The organism is Lysinibacillus sp. LZ02 (genome assembly GCF_050613145.1).
Lineage (GTDB): Bacteria > Bacillota > Bacilli > Bacillales_A > Planococcaceae > Lysinibacillus_B.
In genome coordinates, this window is record NZ_CP192507.1 from 923,813 (window position 1) to 941,909 (window position 18,097).

Consider the following 18,097-nt stretch of genomic DNA (forward strand, 5'->3'; position numbering starts at 1 on the left):
TTAAGCATTCTCCAAACGGAAGTTAGGGCTGTTTTGCTCATACTCAAGGTATGCACCTTCTAATAATTGTACAAGCTCGATATTGTATTTGCGGTCTTTTAAATACTGACGAACTTCGCGTTCTGAAGAGGCCTCTACATATAATGATTTTGTGTTTTCGCGAACTGGAATCTCATTCATATTTTCTTGATAATAAACTTTGTAAATCATAATTACTCTCCTTTTAAAACGTACATAGTCATTGCATTTAAGTTTATACTTTATACAACTTTTATGTTATTTGAAATACTTATGTATAAATACATGTCTGAAGAAGTATAAAATAACGAAAGTTATAAAAAGAATCATTTAATAAATGCATTTCCTTTATATTATCATGCAGCTACTTTAAAATAAAGAAAAGCCCTTCAAATTCTGAAGGGCTTAGGCAATTGATTTTTTTCCGAGGATGCCATTTAACCGTTTCAATAATTTCTTTTTGAGCCGTTTTAGCATGGCACATCACTCCTTACATTCATTATAATGAATTTTCAGATATTTGTAAAGGTTTTTAGTTAAAGAGAGGGTAGACTATATGAAAAAAATTTTATTTTTCGACGTAGACGGTACACTGTACGATAGTGAGAAACGTTTACCTCATTCAACGAAAGAAGCGCTATTTTCTGCGCGTAAAAATGGCTATGAAATTGCTATAGCAACAGGGCGTGCCCCATTTATGATTACATCTTTAATAGAAGAGCTTGAAATCGATACATATGTGACATTTAACGGGCAATATGTTGTGTACAAGGGTGAGGTCATTTTTACGGATTCTATTCCGCGTGATTACTTACAACAAATTATTGCATTTGGTGAGCGTCGTGGTGAACCTGTTGTGTTTTTAGATGACCGTGAAATGATTGCATCACTTCCGGATGATAATAAGGTGGCATCCAGCTTAGCTACATTAAAATATCCGTATCCTCGTATCGATGCTGCGTTTTATCAAGTGCAAGCAGTCTATCAAACGTTAATTTTTGTGGAAGAAAAAGATGAGCATCTATATCATAAAGCGTTTCCGGAAGTGCAGTTTGTACGTTGGCACCCCTATTCATGTGATATTTTGCCTAAATCAGGTTCAAAGGCGCGTGGCATTGAAAAAATCCTTCAACATATTGGGAAGACAATGGATGATGCAGTAGCGTTTGGCGATGGCTTGAACGACATTGAAATGCTACAAGCAGTTGGACTTGGTATTGCAATGGACAATGGGCATGATCAAGCGAAGGCAGTAGCAAATGTCATTGCCCCGCATGTGGATGATGAGGGCATTTATAAAATTATGAAAGAACTTGGGATGATTTAAAGTTTGTATAAAAAAGCAGACTTTAGATAACAACAAAGGAGGTGTCTTGAAAGTAAAAAACTTTCGGGACACCTCCTTCACTTCTTGATAAATATCTACTAAGAAATAATGCTCTTGCGGTGGTCACATCAACATGCCACGATTCTCGTCACAAAGGAGTCAACTCAAAATGTCTTTTCAGATGCTTTCTTTGTCGTTAATTTCTTTCGTATGGAGTAGCATTTGGGATTTCGCCAAATGGATCTTTTTCGTTAATGCGATCGTAGAACATGACGCCGTTTAAATGGTCGAGTTCATGCTGGAAGGCAATAGCGGGTAATCCCGATAGGCGCAGCTTTTTCTCTTCGCCGTCTACAGTCATAAATTTCACTGTAATGCGTGCGTAGCGGGGTACATAGCCTGGTACATGACGGTCCACAGAAAGACAGCCCTCACCAGATGTCATATACGTCTGCTCAACAGAATGGCTGACGATTTTTGGATTGATTGCAACAAAGCTTAATTGCTCCCCTTTTTCATCTGCTAAATGTAAAGCGAACATACGTTTCAAGCTGTTTACTTGATTCGCTGCTAGGCCAATCCCTCCACGTAAACCGTATTTTTCAGCCATTTCAGGATTTTGACTATTAATTAAGTATTCTAGCATATCATGAGCGAGGTTTCGTTCTTCTTCAGTGAGTGGGAAAGTCACTTCTTCCGCACGTGTTCGCAAAGTAAGATGACCTTCGCGAATAATATCTCCCATTAAAATCATTTAAATACTTCCTTTCGCATTTCTACTTCTGCCTTTAGTATACAACACGAAGCAAGCTGTTCAATGAAAAAACGTTGAAATACGAAAAAATATCGTTGTAAATCATGGAGATGAGAAATGATGAGTTTGATTGAGCAGTTTAAGGGGAAAAATAAAAACGGAGGTGTTATTATAGTACAGATATTGTTTTGATATATAACAGATTGAGGTTTTTGGGAATTTTTTATTTTGTATAAAAAAATGCGTTTTATTAGAAAATCAACGATTGACCGATTGTGTTTTCTTCTTTATACTGAGTGGTAAGAAATAGTTGTACTAATAAAAATAGATTAAAAAATAATACAGTTGAAAGGGAGCGTTCACTATGGGAGAAAATAAGTTTGATCCAACTGTAACGTTACATGAAATTGAAGACAAGTTTCAAATGTTCCAAATTTTAAATGAAGAAGGAGAAATCGTAAACGAAGAGGCAAATCCAAACCTTTCGGATGAAGAGCTTGTAGAATTAATGTCTCGTATGGTGTACACACGTATTTTAGATCAACGCTCGATTTCACTGAACCGTCAAGGGCGTTTAGGTTTCTATGCACCAACTGCTGGTCAAGAAGCTTCTCAGTTAGCATCACAATTTGCACTTGAAAAAGCAGACTGGATTTTACCTGGCTACCGTGATGTACCGCAAATTGTCATGCACGGCTTACCACTTTGGAAAGCATTTTTATTCAGCCGTGGTCACTTTATCGGTAATCAAATTCCAGAAGGTGTAAATGTATATCCACCACAAATTATTATCGGTGCACAATATATTCAAGCGGCAGGTGTAGCACTTGGTTTGAAGAAGCGTAATGCGAAAGCTGTCGCTGTAACGTATACAGGTGACGGTGGTTCATCACAAGGGGACTTCTATGAAGGCATTAACTTTGCAGGTGCAATGAAATCACCAGCAATCTTCTTCATTCAAAACAACCAATTTGCGATTTCTACACCACGTGAATTACAAACAGCAGGTAAGACACTTGCACAAAAAGGTGTAGCCGCTGGTATTCCAAGTGTTTTAGTAGATGGTATGGACCCACTTGCTGTTTATAAAGTAACGAAAGATGCTCGTGAACGTGCGGTTAATGGGGAAGGGCCAACTTTAATTGAAACAATGACATACCGTTACGGGCCACATACGATGGCAGGGGATGACCCAACTCGTTACCGTACAGGTGATTTAGATAGTGAATGGGCAGCAAAAGACCCAATTGTACGCTTCCGCAAATTCTTAGAGGCAAAAGGTTTATGGTCACAAGAAAAAGAAGAAGCCGTAATTGACCGTGCAAAAGAAGAGATTAAAGAAGCGATTAAACAAGCAGACCAAGCACCAAAGCAAAAAGTAACAGAGCTGATAGGGAACATGTACCGTGGTGACTTACCTGCGAACTTACAAGAGCAATTAGCGATTTATAAAGAGAAGGAGTCGAAGTAATATGGCACAAATGACGATGATTCAAGCAATCACAGATGCACTTCGTTGTGAATTGAAAAATGACGAAAATGTATTAGTGTTTGGGGAAGACGTTGGGGTAAACGGAGGCGTATTCCGAGCGACGGAGGGTCTTCAAAAAGAGTTCGGTGTAGATCGCGTATTCGATACACCGCTTGCAGAGTCAGGAATTGGTGGGCTTGCAGTCGGTTTATCGCTAACGGGTTTCCGTCCAGTGCCTGAAATTCAATTCTTCGGCTTCGTTTTCGAAGTATTTGACTCAATTGCTGGTCAAATGGCACGTACGCACTACCGCACGGGTGGTACATACAATATGCCAGTAACAATCCGCTCGCCATTCGGTGGTGGGGTACACACACCGGAAATGCACTCGGATTCATTAGAAGGGTTAATGGCACAAACACCTGGTTTAAAAGTGGTTATTCCTTCTACACCATATGATGCAAAAGGATTATTAATCTCAGCCATTCGTGATAATGACCCAGTTGTATTTTTAGAGCACTTAAAATTATATCGTTCATTCCGTGAAGAAGTACCGGAAGAAGCGTACACAATTGAAATCGGTAAAGCGGATGTAAAGCGAGAAGGTAAGGATTTATCCATCTTTGCATATGGTTTAATGGTTCATGAAAGCTTAAAAGCGGCAGAAGAGCTTGAAAAAGAAGGTTATTCTGTAGAGGTTGTAGACTTACGTACAATCCAACCATTAGATATCGAAACAATTATTGCTTCTGTTGAAAAAACAGGCCGTGCAATCGTTGTACAAGAAGCGCAAAAACAAGCAGGTATTGCCGCAAACGTTGTAGCGGAAGTTACAGAACGTGCCATCTTAAGTTTAGAAGCACCTGTTCTTCGTGTAGCAGCACCTGATACGGTGTATGCCTTCCCACAAGCTGAGGGTGTATGGCTACCGAACTATAAAGATGTAATGGAAACGGCGAAGAAAGTTCTAACATTCTAAAAAGAGGTGACAAATATGGCATTCAATTTCCGTTTACCGGATATCGGAGAAGGTATCCATGAAGGTGAAATCGTGAAATGGTTCGTAAAACCAGGAGACAAAGTACAAGAAGATGATATTTTATGTGAAGTACAAAACGATAAAGCGGTTGTAGAAATCCCATCTCCAGTAGAAGGTACTGTCGAAGAGGTTTTAGTAGCAGAAGGTACAGTGGCGGTTGTAGGTGACGTACTCATTCGATTCGATGCGCCAGGTTATGAAGATTTAAAATTAAAAGGCGATGACCATGCAGAAGCAAAAGGTGAAGAGAAAACAGAAGCACAAGTACAAGCGACAGCTGAAGCAGGTCAAGAGATAGCAAAGGAACCAACAGCAACAGAAGAGGCACCAAAAGCTGAAGTTGTATCAGCAAATGAGCCAGATACGAATAAGCGCATCATTGCAATGCCATCTGTACGTAAATTTGCACGTGACAATGGGGTGAATATTCACCAAGTCGCTGGTTCAGGTAAAAATGGCCGTGTTTTAAAAGAAGATATTGAGAAATTTATGAGCGGTGAGCAAGCGCCAGTTGCACAACAGGCAGTAGCTGAAGTGCAAGCAACGGAAACGGTAGATGCACCACAAGTAGCAGTACCGGTAAATGTAGAGGGCGAGTTCCCAGAAACACGTGAAAAAATGAGCGGTATTCGCAAAGCGATTGCAAAAGCGATGGTACACTCGAAACAAACAGCGCCGCACGTGACATTAATGGACGAAGTAGATGTGACGGCACTTGTAGCACACCGTAAGCGTTTTAAAGACATTGCCGCTGAAAAAGGTGTAAAATTAACGTACTTGCCGTATGTTGTTAAGGCATTAGTGTCCATGTTACGTGAATTCCCTGAGTTTAACCGTTCGTTAGACGATGCAACACAGGAAATTATTCAAAAGCATTATTATAATATTGGCATTGCAGCCGATACTGAAAAAGGATTATTAGTTCCTGTCATTAAGCATGCGGATCGTAAATCTGTATTCGCTGTATCAGGTGAAATTAATGAACTGGCAACAAAAGCACGTGATGGCAAGTTAACACCAAATGAAATGAAAGGTGGCTCAATGTCGATTACGAATATTGGATCAGCTGGTGGTCAGTGGTTTACACCCGTAATTAACCACCCTGAAGTAGCAATTTTGGGAATTGGCAGAATTTCAGAAAAACCTGTAATAAAAAATGGTGAAATTGTAGCGGCACCTGTGTTAGCATTATCATTGAGCTTTGACCATCGCATGATCGATGGTGCCACTGCGCAAAATGCTTTAAATCATTTAAAGCGTTTGTTAAGTGAACCAGAACTTTTATTAATGGAGGCGTAATAAAATGGTAGTAGGAGATTTTCCAATCGAGATTGATACTCTAGTTGTTGGTGCAGGCCCTGGTGGTTATGTAGCGGCAATCCGTGCAGCGCAAACTGGACAAAAAGTAACAGTAGTAGAGCGCGGTCAACTAGGCGGCGTATGTTTAAACGTAGGATGTATCCCATCAAAAGCATTAATCTCTGTAGGTCACCGCTTTGAGCAAGCGAAGCATTCAGATGATATGGGTGTTGTCGCATCAGACGTGAAATTAGACTGGGCTAAAGCACAAGAATTCAAAAACGGTGTTGTCCAAAAATTAGTAGGCGGCGTTGAAGGTCTATTAAAAGGCAATAAAATAGATGTCGTAAAAGGTGAAGCTTACTTTGTTGATGCAAACACTGTACGTGTAATTGATGGCGATAACGCACAAACTTACACTTTTAAAAATGCTATTTTAGCAACAGGTTCTCGTCCAGTTGAAATTCCAACATTCAAATTCACTGAGCGTGTAATCAACTCAACAGGTGCTCTTTCTTTACCAGAAGTACCAGAGAAATTAGTCGTAATCGGTGGCGGTTACATCGGTACGGAGTTAGGTTCTGCATACGCAAACTTAGGTTCACAAGTAACAATTATCGAGGGTGGAAAAGACATCCTAGCTGGTTTCGAAAAGCAAATGACACAGGTCGTGAAAAAAGGCTTAAAGAAAAAAGGCGTAGAAGTAGTAGTAGGCGCATCAGCTAAAGGTGTACAAGAAAATGAAAACGGCGTAATCGTAACATACGAAGTTGGCGGAGAAGAAAAAACAGTTGAAGCAAACTACGTATTAGTAACTGTAGGTCGTCGTCCAAATACAGATGAAATGGGTCTTGAGCAAATCGGTGTTCAGTTTGCAGAGCGCGGTTTACTTGAAGTGGATAAACAATGTCGTACTTCAGTACCAAACATTTATGCAATCGGTGATATCGTAGCTGGTCCACAACTTGCACATAAAGCATCTTACGAAGGTAAAGTAGCAGCAGAAGCAATCGCTGGCGAGCATTCAATCGTAGATTACTTAGCAATTCCAGCAGTATGCTTCACAGATCCAGAATTAGCTACTGTAGGTTATTCAGAAGACCAAGCAAAAGCAGAAGGTATCGAAGTGAAAGCGGCGAAGTTCCCATTCGCTGCAAACGGTCGTGCATTAGCTTTAAACGCTACAGAAGGTTTCGTAAAACTTGTTGCGCGTAAAGAAGACGGTTTATTAATCGGTGCTCAAATCGTTGGTGCTGGTGCATCTGATATGATCGCTGAAATGGGTCTAGCAATCGAAGCAGGTATGACTGCTGAAGACGTAGCATTAACAATCCATGCTCACCCAACATTAGGTGAGATCACAATGGAAGCTGCTGAAGTATTACTTGGCAACCCAATCCATATCGTATCTAAATAATTAATCAGTAAAGCCCTATTATTTCTTCGGAAATAATAGGGTTTTTTCTATGTTCAATGAAAATAATAGCGTTCATATATTAAGTTCATTTTCATCTTCCAACAGAACGGTTGACTTCAAAAATCAGCCTACACTTTGCTAATGAATCGTTTCATTTGCTTGTATTTTGGCGAAAAAATGAACGTTTTCATTCAAAATAGAGCTGTCTAAGAATAGTTGTTGTGATAAAAAAGAGAGAAATTTACTAAAAAAGAATGTTACGTAGAGGAAGAAAAAAAGTGCTTTTTGGGATGAAAAATGAATATAATTAAGCTTTTCCGGAAAAATACGTTGTGCTCTAAAGTGATGGATACGCGTCTTTGCAATGTGATTATTCATAAGAAGCCATAAAAAAACGATAACGCTCAATTTTTTCATAAGAAAATTATACACTCACTTTTAAAAAACGGCGAAAATCTCGATTTGTCGATTTTGATATACAACTTATTTGAGGATAAGTGCCATTTAGGTAAAAAGACCCTATTTGACACTTGTTTTAAATTAAGTTGTATCTCGATTTCGCTATTTGACGCTACTGGTAGAAAAAATTTTTACCGTTAATTTTTAATTAAAGGTGAGTAGCGACGAATGCAACATGAAAAGATGCGTTCATTTTTAGTATGATCGACCTCCATAAAAGGAGCCGTTCTCTTTTTAGAAATGCAGCCTAGTCATGCATCTGTTTTTTTCGAAAAGATAAGAAAGTATAAATTTTTTCTAGTTTAAAGAGTGTCTAGGCATTCGTGCCAAAAATTTATTTTGCGACGAAAGCGCTTTTCTTAGTAACATCATAAAAACAGATGGACACTACATATGTCGGAAGTTTTAGTATGATTTATCCCGCATTAAAGGGCATTAAGACGCCCACCTCAAGGCTTAAGGAAAATCGAGAAGCATAGGTGGAAGATCAACTGACCCGTAAAAGCCCGATTGGTTAAGGGCAACAGGACGTTGGTCACGCAGGCGTTGCGCTCGCGTTGTGGCGTTCTTAGCTTGCGTTCCTCTCTCAATCAGTGAGGGATGAGGATCCCCCACTGATTGAAGTTTCACTTTATATAGAATCCTTCAATAATTAATTGAACAACCATTCATTTCTAATAATTCCCAATGTATAATAGAGATACATCAGCAAAGGGGGAATGGATGGTGGATTTACAGTTACAAGGCAAAGTAGCCATCGTGACAGGCGCGAGCAAGGGGATTGGCTTTTATACAGCGCTACAGCTAGTGAAAGAAGGGGCACATGTCACGATTTGTGCACGCGGGGAAAAATATTTAGAAGTCGCTGCAGCAAGTATTAAGCAACAAACAGGTGCTGATGTCTTGGCTGTGCCAGCAGACGTAACAAAAGAACAAGATTGCCAAGCAGTTATTGAAAAGACGATTGCTCATTACGGCAAACTCGATATTTTAGTGAATAATGCGGGAACTGCGGCTGCTCATCCATTTGAGCAAGTCGCAACGGCGTTATGGCAAACGGATTTAGATGTAAAGCTTTTTGGTGCCATTCACTGTGCGAAATATGCAATTCCCCATATGAAACAAGCAGGGGGAGGATCGATTGTCAATATTACTGCAGTATTGGCAAAAACGCCACCAGCCAGCTCCTTACCGACAACGGTAAGTCGTGCAGCAGGATTAGCCTTAACAAAGGCGATGAGTAACGACTTAGGCGCTTATAATATTCGGGTAAACGCCGTTTGTATCGGTCTTATTCGAAGTGATCAAATTGAAAAATGTTGGCAGGCGCAAGCACCACAATTATCGTGGGAGGAATATTCAGAGCAAGTCGGTCAATCGATTCCACTTGGCCGCATTGGCAGTACAGAGGAAGCGGCAAATGTCATTACTTTCTTAGTGTCTGATGCAGCATCCTATGTGACAGGGACAACGGTCAATATTGACGGTGGGGCGGGTAGTGCATTATAAAAAGCTGTGCGTGAGGATTTTCTTTGCGCACAGCTTTTTTTCTGTTGTTGTTAACGACGAATGGTTCCTTCATAAAGCCCAATCCACTCATTCACTGTGATTTTGCTACACAGCTCTGCGATTAAATCAAATGGAATATGCTTTGTGGAAGTCCACCGAATACAGCTTTTTCCCATGTTTAGCTTAGTCGGAACCGTTTGTGCATACGCCTGTTGAAACCATGTCAGAAGCTGTTCATCCGTATAAATGCCCATATGGTAAAGGGCTAAATGCCGTTTTTGAGCGGCAATGCTAATGAATGGTAGCGGTGTATTTGGTGTGACATGGTAACCTGGTGGATACGTTTCTAGCGGTACAACATATGAAATCATATTGTACTGCATTGTTTTTTCAAATCCAGCTGGTAAATTTTCTTCAATGGTATGCATTAACTCGATAAATGCATCACGCCATTTATCATCGATTTGTGAAATATATTGTTCAAACATCGTCCCACAACCTTTGCCTCTTAATAAAATATGCATTCACGCTGATCACATATCTATGCGAAGCGCGAATGCACAACATTGTTATTCTTTTATGAAAACAGGATTATTTAGTCCATTATAACGTGCAATTTGATAGGCGTAAAGTAAGCCGATAACCGCTGTGGCAGATAATCCGATGATCATCGATAGGTTATAGTCTAATCCGAATCCTTCTGGTGCTACCATTAAATACGTAAAGACGACAGCTGTCATAAACATCGCTGGAAGACCAGCAATCCAGTGGAACTTTCCTTCTTTTAATAAGTAAGAAGTAGCTACCCATAGCATAACCGTTGCAACCATTTGGTTTGTCATCCCTACATAGCGCCATAAGAATTGATAGTCGATTGTTGTTAAGTAGAATGCAGGAATTGTCACAGCCACTGTTGCTAAAATCGCGACTGTTTTTGGATTGCCTTTGATGCGTGAGCCTAGGAAATCAAGCACAATCATACGAGCTGAACGAAGCGAAGTATCCCCTGTTGTAATCGGTAAGATAATCACACTTAGAATAGCTAATAAGCCACCGACAGTACCAAGTAATCCAACGGCGATTTGGTCTACTACACCACCAGCACCTACTGATGTAATAACAGCACCAAGTTCCCCTGTACCGCCAAAGAAGCTCATGCCTGCTGTACACCAAATTAGCGCAATAATCCCTTCACCAATCATCGCGCCGTAAAATACTTTTCGTCCCTCTGTTTCTTTTTTTAGTGTACGAGAAATAATCGGACTTTGTGTAGAGTGGAAGCCAGAAATAGCACCACAAGAAATCGTAATCATTAATAAAGGCCAGATTGGTAAATCCGCTGGATGTAAATTAGCAAATGTTAATTCTGGTATTTTAATATCTGAGAATAATAATGAGACTAAAATAGCACTAGCCATAATTAATAGTACAGCGCCGAATAACGGATAAATACGACCAATAATTTTATTGATTGGCAAAATTGCTGCGAGTAAAAAATATAAGAAAATAATCACAATTGCAACCATAAATGTAATGCCTGTTTTTGCTGAAATGACAGCTGCAGGACCTGCTGTAAATGCAGCAGCTACTAAAATCATTAACACGACAGATACGATATCTGTGAAGACACGCATTGCTTTTCCTAAATATTTTTGAACAAGCGTAGGGAATTGTGCGCCGCCATGTCGTAGTGACAGCATACCTGCAAAATAATCGTGAACTGCACCGGCAAAAATACAACCGAATACGATCCAAACCATTGCAACCGGGCCATATAAAGCACCTGCAATCGCCCCATAAATCGGACCAAGCCCTGCGATATTTAATAATTGAATTGTCCAACCTTTCCAAGCGGGCATCGGAATATAATCTAAGTTATCTGTTTTTGTGTAAGCCGGTGTTGGTGTTGCATCATTGACAATAAACACCTTTTCTACAAACTTACCGTAAACAATATAACCAATCAGTAATAGAAGTATAGAACCTAAAAGTGTAAACATAAAAACTCTCCTAAAATAATTTCATTTTTTCGATAAATCGAATTATATAACGCAAAAATTATTTTGACAAACTATTTTTAGAAAATTTTATATATTGAAAACGTTCGGTGCTACTAAAAAAAATCATGTAATCGGTTACATGAAATAATTCATCTATTTCATACAGAAATCTTGTTAGTTAATTTTTTGATAATAGACAGAAAATTTTACGAACTATAAAGTGAACACGATGTCAAAATATGATAGATTGTATATACAAAAAATGGTTTATATAGAAAAGGAATTGATATGTTGGACATTTGAGGGGGCGTAATGAATGACAGTGCAGTATTTTTCAGAACTTGTTCAGAGGTTTCAATGGGAAGGGAAGTATCAAATCTATATTGCAAGCGCAGAAAGCCCATATTTTGAATTTTTAGAAGGGCGGGAGGAACGAGTCCAATTACCTTTTAAGCGATTAACTACCCAACAACAAGATGTTGTGAAAATAGTAAATGGCTATACATTTATACTTTTTACGTATCCACATGATTATCAAATTTTAATCAATGTATATGAATATAGTCCATCGAAAGAGGCGGAAATCGTTGTTCTTTATCATTACATGTACCCCTATTATACAAAAGCAGCAATTGAGCGAGAAAAGTACAAGCTGGAAAAGGTGATTGAGAGTACAGGACGTGCTTCATCCTCGTTAAATCCAGAAGAAATTTATAATAATATTTTATCCTATGCACTAGATGTAATTCCGCAATGTGATATTGGTACGCTATGGTGGTATGATGCTGAACGAGATCTGCTTATTTGTAAAGCATCGGTAGGGAATGTGTTACAGGGAATACGCCATATGGGATTTAAGCGAGGTGAAGGACCCATTGGCTATACGTTTCAGACAGAGCAGTCGTTGCTTTATTATCAGCATCAGTACGAATTATGGCAGCGTTTTGGTCGAATCTCTGAAGAGAATAATCGGCATTGGGATTCGAATTATGAATTTAACAAGGAAGTAAAATCATTTTTAACTTGTCCTATTAAAGTAAATGACCGAGTAGAGGGCGTTATGTTTTTATGTCAAATTGTTAAACCAATTGCACCGACTGAACACGATTTGCAACTGTTAGAAGGTTTTTCGTCTCAAGTGGGGATTGCAATCCGAAATGCACGGCAATATTCACACATCAAAAAATTAAATGATAAGCTCATGAAGCGAGATGAAATTCATACAACGTTAACGAAGTTATCGATGCAAAATATGGGCATTCCTAAAATTTTAGAAGAAATGACAAGGATGATTGGGAAGCACTTAATTTTTGTTGATTTACTTGAAAATGAAGTCATACCGGCTATGAGAAAGCTACCCAATTATTTATCTTTTAATGATTTGAATGAAGTTTTGCAAGCGAATGAGGCAATGCCCTACTATGAGTTAAAGCGTTCTGGTTATATGACACATATTATGTATCCGATTCGTTTAGGACAAATCATTTTAGGGTGCATTATTATGGAAGTAAAAGGGGAAATGAGTCAACTTGAATCCATTGTCATTGAGCAGGGGCATTCTGTCCTAGCGTTAGAGCTCTCACGTAAGCAAAATTTAGCGGAGTTTTATTATAAGAAAAAACGTGATGCTTTTAACGAAATGATGAATACAAAAGAGCAGGAAATCATTGTACAGAAAGCAAAGGAGTTAATGATTTCACTTAATGAACCGTATATGGTGATTTTATTAAAGTTAGCGGAAGAAGTGAGCCCGCATGAAATTGAGGCGTATGTGCATAAGCTCATGTCGCAAATGAAGCGTGACTTATTTTCTTACGCCCAGCTACTTTTTGCGGATTATGCAACAATTACGCTAGTAGCACGTGCTACGCAAGGAGAAGAAAAGCGGGTACGAAAAGAGCTAAAAAGGGTTTGTACGGAATGGAATAAAAAAATCAATGCACCATTAAGTTGTGGTGTGAGTACAGTGTATCATGATCTTTATACTATTCGAAAAGCATATCACGAAGCGAAGACGGTGTTATCTTATTTAGATTCCCGTAAACAGCATGGGATGATGGATTATGCAGAAATAGGCGTTAATCGTTTATTTATTCATCAAGATCAGCAAGAAATTGGGCGCTTTATTGCAGAAGTGTTTACGCCGCTTGAAACACAGCAAAGTATGAATAATGCATTGAAAGAAACGCTACTCATGTATTTTGCGCAAAATCGTTCCGCAACGAAAACAGCGAAAATGTTGCATATTCATATTAATACATTGTATCAACGATTAAAAAAAATTGAAGAAATACTACAAATTTCATTTGAGGATGCTGAGCATGTGTTAAAGCTCCAATTGGCTTGCTATTTAAAGCAATCTTATCAATAATATCATTCATCGTGTATAACACACGAAAAAGAAGTTGCACTGTAATTTATTACAGTGCGGCTTTTTTTATGCTGTGATTTTTCACACTAAAAACCGAAAAACAATAGAAAAATATACATTGTATTAATATGTCTGAAAATATAAATTTAAGTTAATAAAGTTGTTTTTTTCTCTTTTGTGCAAGGGAATTCTATTTCGAGAGGTGATGGTAGTAGGTTTGCGTAAAGCAGTGATTGGGATGACAACAAAGGCAAGACGATTCAATTATGATGAGCACTACTTAGGCAACGTATGTGATGATTAGGAAAAAATTGCGGTAGCACTGAATTTGTAAGGGGAGGTTGTTTCGATGAATTTTACATTTACAAAGGAAGAGGAATTATTTCGCCAAGAGTTGCGTATATGGTTAGAGGAAAATCTTCCGGAAGGCTGGTTAGACGGCAAACGTGATTTACCGGAAGACGATCAGGAACGGAAAGCATTTTTACGTGCATGGCAGCGCAAGCTTTATGAGGGCAATTGGGCAGGCGTACATTGGCCAAAAGAGTATGGTGGACGTGGTGCTACACATATTCAAGAAGTTATTTATCAAGAGGAACTTGCGCGTATGAAGGCTCCACCAGTACTCAATTTTATGGGGATTAATATGGTAGGGCCAACACTAATGCAAATGGGTTCACCAACACAAAAGGAACGCTATATTGACAAAATTTTAAGTGGTGAAGAAATTTGGTGCCAAGGTTTTTCTGAGCCAAATGCGGGCTCCGATTTGGCAGGTATTCAAACACGTGCGGTTGAACGTGACGGTAAATGGTATATTACAGGGCAAAAAGTATGGACAACCTATGCGCATATGGCAGATAAATGCTTAATTTTAGCGCGTACACATAACGCTAGTAAACGGCATGAAGGGTTAACAGCTTTTTTAATCGATATGCATCAACCAGGGGTGGAAGTGCGACCAATTTATCAAATGAACGATGACCATGATTTTAATGAATTATTTTTACAAGATGCCGTAGCAGAAGCAGATGACATCATTGCAGGTGTCGGCATGGGTTGGAAAGTTTCGATGGCACTACTAAGCCATGAGCGCGTAGGTGTAGCAAGTACCATTTTCCATTTAGAAAACTTATTTGAGGATTTAATCGCGGATATGAAGATACAAACATATCGCGGCAAGCCATTAATGGATGACCCGTATTTCGCACGAGATGTCACAAAGTATTATATTCGTTTACGTGCAGCAACATTGAACTACTACCGAAATTTAACAAAAACAATTGAGCAAGGCTATCCAGGTCCAGAAGGTTCCATTGATAAATTAGTCACAAGTGAGCTATCCAAAGCGGTAACTGGCTTTGCTACAGCGATGCTAGGGCTTGTCGGCTGCTTATGGAAGGAAGATCGTTCGACCATTGCAGACTGGGCACATCAATATTTACAATCATTCGGCTCAACGATTGCAGGCGGTACATCAGAAGTACTCAAAAATGTCATTGGTGAACATATTTTAGCGTTACCAAAAGATTTGCGATAGGGGGAAGGAACATATGTACTTTGCATTAACGAAAGAACAAAAATTATTTCAAACATCCGTTCGAAAATATTTAACTTCCCAAGAAAAAACAACGGCTGCTCGTTTGTTTATGTCGGGCGATACATCTCGTTATGAAAAAATTTGGGCCGGTTTATCGGAGCTTGGGGCGATGGCCATCAATATTCCAGAAGAATACGGCGGGGCCGGTTTAACGCAAGTGGACCTTATTCCAGTGATGGAGGAACTCGGACGTGTGTTATTACCAGGTGTGTATGCGGAGACAGTTGCGTTTGCAACACCGATATTAACAAAGTATGGGACAGAACAGCAGAAGAAAATCTATTTATCGCAAATCGCAAATGGTCAAAAGAAGTTTTCCTTAGCTATTGCAGAACGAGGTGCTATGACATTTGCGAAAGAAGGGATTGCACTTGAAGCAAAAAAAGAAGGAAATCAGTACGTATTAAACGGCTCGAAAACATTTGTCATTGATGGCGATACGGTTGACATATTACTTGTTGCTGCCAAAGTAGATGGTCAAATAACATTATTTATCATTGATCGAGAAGTGGCTAGTTGGGAGTCATGTCGCTTACAAGTGATCGATGAAACAAAAGGTGTCACAGAAGTATATTTCAATCAATTAAAAGTTTCAGAGAGTGCGATTATTGGACAGATTGGTCAAGGGTGGGACATTGTCAACGACGGCTTGCAAACATTGAATACTGCTATTGCCACAATCGGAATTGGTGGCATGGAAGAAGTTGTGGAGATGTGTGCAGAATATGCCAGAACACGTGAACAATTTGGGCACCCAATTGGTGTGTTCCAAGCGGTAAAGCATCGCATTGTGGATATGAAGGTAGAGCTAGAGTTGGCGAAGTCTCTTGTTTATTACGCCAATTGGGCGATTTCAGAGCAAGCAGCAGATGCGAAGAGTGCTGTCGCAAGTGCTCGTGCATTTACGACGGATGCGTACATTGAGGTCGCAGCACATAATATTCAAATGCATGGTGGGATTGGTTTTACAACAGAAATTGACTGTCATTTATTCTTAAAGAGAGCACGTATGATGGAAAGTTATTTAGGGTCTGTGCAAGATTGCTATGAAGTCATTATGAGCGAACAGGGGTGGAGAATTAATGAGGAAACAGCCAGACAATCCGAAGCTTTACAATCAAATGTTGCCACATAAAATGGATATTCCGAATGTACCAGTAGGAGCTGTATTAAAAGGCGCAGCAAAATACTACGGTGAGCGTACGGCCTATCTTTATAGAGGATTTGAGCTTTCCTATAGCAAGCTATATGAGCAAGCATTGCGATTTGCAAATGGTTTACAAAAACGAGGATATGGAAAGGGCGATGTTATTGCTGTACAAATGCAAAACTGCACGCAATACGTAGTCGCTTACTATGGCATTTTGTTGGCAGGGGCTACGTACACACCCGTTAATCCCATGCTACCGAAGGATGATTTAATCTTTCAAATGAAAGATAGTCGAGCGAAGGCGATTGTAACATATGGTCCGTTACTACAACTTTGTTTAGATTTACCGTCGTTAACGAATATCGAGCTTATTATCACAACAGATGATGTAGAAGTTGAGTCGATTGAAACAAGTATCGACGTATCGGCGTACGGTAATGCAGTAATAAGCTTCAATCAACTACTACGTGAAAATGAGCCACAAGAACTCCACTCTGACATTAATGGCTATGAAGATATTGCCCATCTGGCTTATACAGGGGGTACAACAGGGCGTTCAAAAGGAGTCATTATTACACATAACAATTTGATTAGTAATATTGTACAATCGGGTGCTTGGTCAGCAGCAGTACTGCCACAAGTGGATGACGATGGTGCATTAACAGTCAAACGGGTTGAAACGGATCCCGAAAAATATTTAAAGGAATATCCAACATTGGTTGGCACAAATATCCGATTAAGTCCAGCACCGTTTTCACATGGGGCAGGTGCAATGGGTGGGATGGTTTACTCGGTCCTTTTTGCCGCAACAACGATTATTTTTGAACGTTTTATACCCGAGGAGTTTTTACGCTTAATCGAGGAGCATCAAGTAACAGAAGTGTCTGGTGCACCGGCGATGTTTAATTTCCTATTATTCCACCCTGATATGGAAAAACGGAACTTCTCTTGTGTGCGCACGATTAATTCAGGTGCTGCACCCATTGCACCTGAAACGATGCAACTTTTAATGAAATATTTCCCTAATGCAGTTGTAACGGAAGGCTATGGCTTAACAGAGGCAACAGCAAGCACAGTACAAAGCGTTGGATTTTATTCGGGCGAACGTAAGCTAGGTACTGTAGGGTTACCGATTTATAACACAGAGGTGAAATTAATGTCAGTCGATGGACCAGATCGTGAGGAAATTCAAATGCCAGGTGAACGTGGTGAAGTTATTATTCGTGGTCCACAAGTGATGAAAGGGTATTTAAATAATCCGGAGGCGACAGCCGAAACGCTTATCGATGGTTGGCTATACACGGGAGATATTGGTGTATTTGATGAAAGTGGTTTCTTATCGATTGTCGACCGTAAAAAAGACATGCTTATTTACAACGGTTACAACGTGTATCCACGCTATATAGAGGAAATTTTATATGAGCATCCAGCTGTTCAAGCAGCTGTTGTCATAGGTGTTGAAGACCCAAAGGTGGGAGAAAAACCGAAAGCATTTATTGTATTGCGACCAGGTGTGACGGCAAATGAAGAAGAAATCATGGAATTTGTAAATACAAAGGTTGTGCACTATTCCAAAGTACGAGAAGTAGAGTTTATCGATCAACTACCAATGACCGCGGCTGGAAAAATATCGAAAGTTAAACTAGTAGAATTGGAAAAAACACGTTTGAAACAATAGACAGA

At 39.5% G+C, this 18,097-nt stretch carries 14 protein-coding genes; 10 read left to right on the plus strand and 4 right to left on the minus strand.

Annotated features, from left to right (window positions below; genetic code table 11):
- A complete protein-coding gene (locus ACQQ2I_RS04150; RefSeq protein WP_431029324.1) occupies positions 1-210 on the minus strand; it encodes a DNA-dependent RNA polymerase subunit epsilon in 210 nt (69 codons plus the stop codon).
- Between the two features lie 364 nt (positions 211-574).
- Between ACQQ2I_RS04150 and ACQQ2I_RS04155 the strand changes: the two genes are divergently transcribed.
- Entirely contained in the window at positions 575-1,345 is a 771-nt protein-coding gene (locus ACQQ2I_RS04155; protein ID WP_431029325.1) for a Cof-type HAD-IIB family hydrolase, read from the plus strand.
- A gap of 196 nt (positions 1,346-1,541) precedes the next feature.
- On the opposite strand, the gene def is transcribed toward ACQQ2I_RS04155, so the two are convergent.
- Positions 1,542-2,099 carry a peptide deformylase gene (gene def / locus ACQQ2I_RS04160; RefSeq protein WP_431029326.1) on the minus strand — a complete coding sequence of 186 codons (558 nt, stop codon included), beginning with the start codon at positions 2,097-2,099 and terminating at the stop codon, positions 1,542-1,544.
- Positions 2,100-2,463: 364 nt separating this feature from the next.
- Here def and pdhA point away from each other — a divergent pair, with 364 nt between their 5' ends.
- The 5 genes from pdhA to ACQQ2I_RS04185 all read left to right on the plus strand — a co-directional run bounded on the left by pdhA (position 2,464) and on the right by ACQQ2I_RS04185 (position 9,293).
- A complete protein-coding gene (gene pdhA / locus ACQQ2I_RS04165) occupies positions 2,464-3,570 on the plus strand; it encodes a pyruvate dehydrogenase (acetyl-transferring) E1 component subunit alpha (protein ID WP_431029327.1) in 1,107 nt (368 codons plus the stop codon).
- Position 3,571: 1 nt separating this feature from the next.
- A complete protein-coding gene (locus tag ACQQ2I_RS04170) occupies positions 3,572-4,549 on the plus strand; it encodes an alpha-ketoacid dehydrogenase subunit beta (RefSeq protein WP_431029328.1) in 978 nt (325 codons plus the stop codon).
- A gap of 15 nt (positions 4,550-4,564) precedes the next feature.
- Entirely contained in the window at positions 4,565-5,908 is a 1,344-nt protein-coding gene (locus ACQQ2I_RS04175) for a dihydrolipoamide acetyltransferase family protein (protein ID WP_431029329.1), read from the plus strand.
- Positions 5,909-5,912: 4 nt separating this feature from the next.
- Positions 5,913-7,325, plus strand: coding sequence for a dihydrolipoyl dehydrogenase (lpdA, locus tag ACQQ2I_RS04180; protein WP_431029330.1), 1,413 nt, complete (start codon positions 5,913-5,915; stop codon positions 7,323-7,325).
- Positions 7,326-8,510: 1,185 nt separating this feature from the next.
- A complete protein-coding gene (locus ACQQ2I_RS04185) occupies positions 8,511-9,293 on the plus strand; it encodes an SDR family NAD(P)-dependent oxidoreductase (protein ID WP_431030449.1) in 783 nt (260 codons plus the stop codon).
- Positions 9,294-9,343: 50 nt separating this feature from the next.
- Here ACQQ2I_RS04185 and ACQQ2I_RS04190 read toward each other — a convergent pair whose 3' ends face one another.
- The gene (locus ACQQ2I_RS04190) at positions 9,344-9,781 is read right to left on the minus strand and encodes a DUF1801 domain-containing protein (RefSeq protein WP_431029331.1); all 438 of its coding nucleotides are present in this window, start codon (positions 9,779-9,781) and stop codon (positions 9,344-9,346) included.
- Between the two features lie 81 nt (positions 9,782-9,862).
- Positions 9,863-11,293, minus strand: coding sequence for a carbon starvation CstA family protein (locus ACQQ2I_RS04195; RefSeq protein WP_431029332.1), 1,431 nt, complete (start codon positions 11,291-11,293; stop codon positions 9,863-9,865).
- 316 nt (positions 11,294-11,609) lie between these two features.
- On the opposite strand from ACQQ2I_RS04195, the gene ACQQ2I_RS04200 reads away from it, so the two are divergent.
- From ACQQ2I_RS04200 to ACQQ2I_RS04215, 4 genes are all read left to right on the plus strand, one after another.
- Positions 11,610-13,664 carry a helix-turn-helix domain-containing protein gene (locus tag ACQQ2I_RS04200; RefSeq protein ID WP_431029333.1) on the plus strand — a complete coding sequence of 685 codons (2,055 nt, stop codon included), beginning with the start codon at positions 11,610-11,612 and terminating at the stop codon, positions 13,662-13,664.
- Positions 13,665-14,013: 349 nt separating this feature from the next.
- Entirely contained in the window at positions 14,014-15,204 is a 1,191-nt protein-coding gene (locus ACQQ2I_RS04205; RefSeq protein WP_431029334.1) for an acyl-CoA dehydrogenase family protein, read from the plus strand.
- Positions 15,205-15,217: 13 nt separating this feature from the next.
- Complete coding sequence (locus ACQQ2I_RS04210) at positions 15,218-16,399, plus strand: acyl-CoA dehydrogenase family protein (RefSeq protein ID WP_431029335.1); 1,182 nt, start codon at positions 15,218-15,220, stop codon at positions 16,397-16,399.
- Positions 16,347-18,092 (plus strand): class I adenylate-forming enzyme family protein, encoded by a 1,746-nt coding sequence (locus tag ACQQ2I_RS04215; protein ID WP_431029336.1) that lies wholly within the window; start codon positions 16,347-16,349, stop codon positions 18,090-18,092. Before ACQQ2I_RS04210 ends, ACQQ2I_RS04215 begins: the two co-directional genes overlap by 53 nt.
- Positions 18,093-18,097 lie beyond the last annotated feature (5 nt).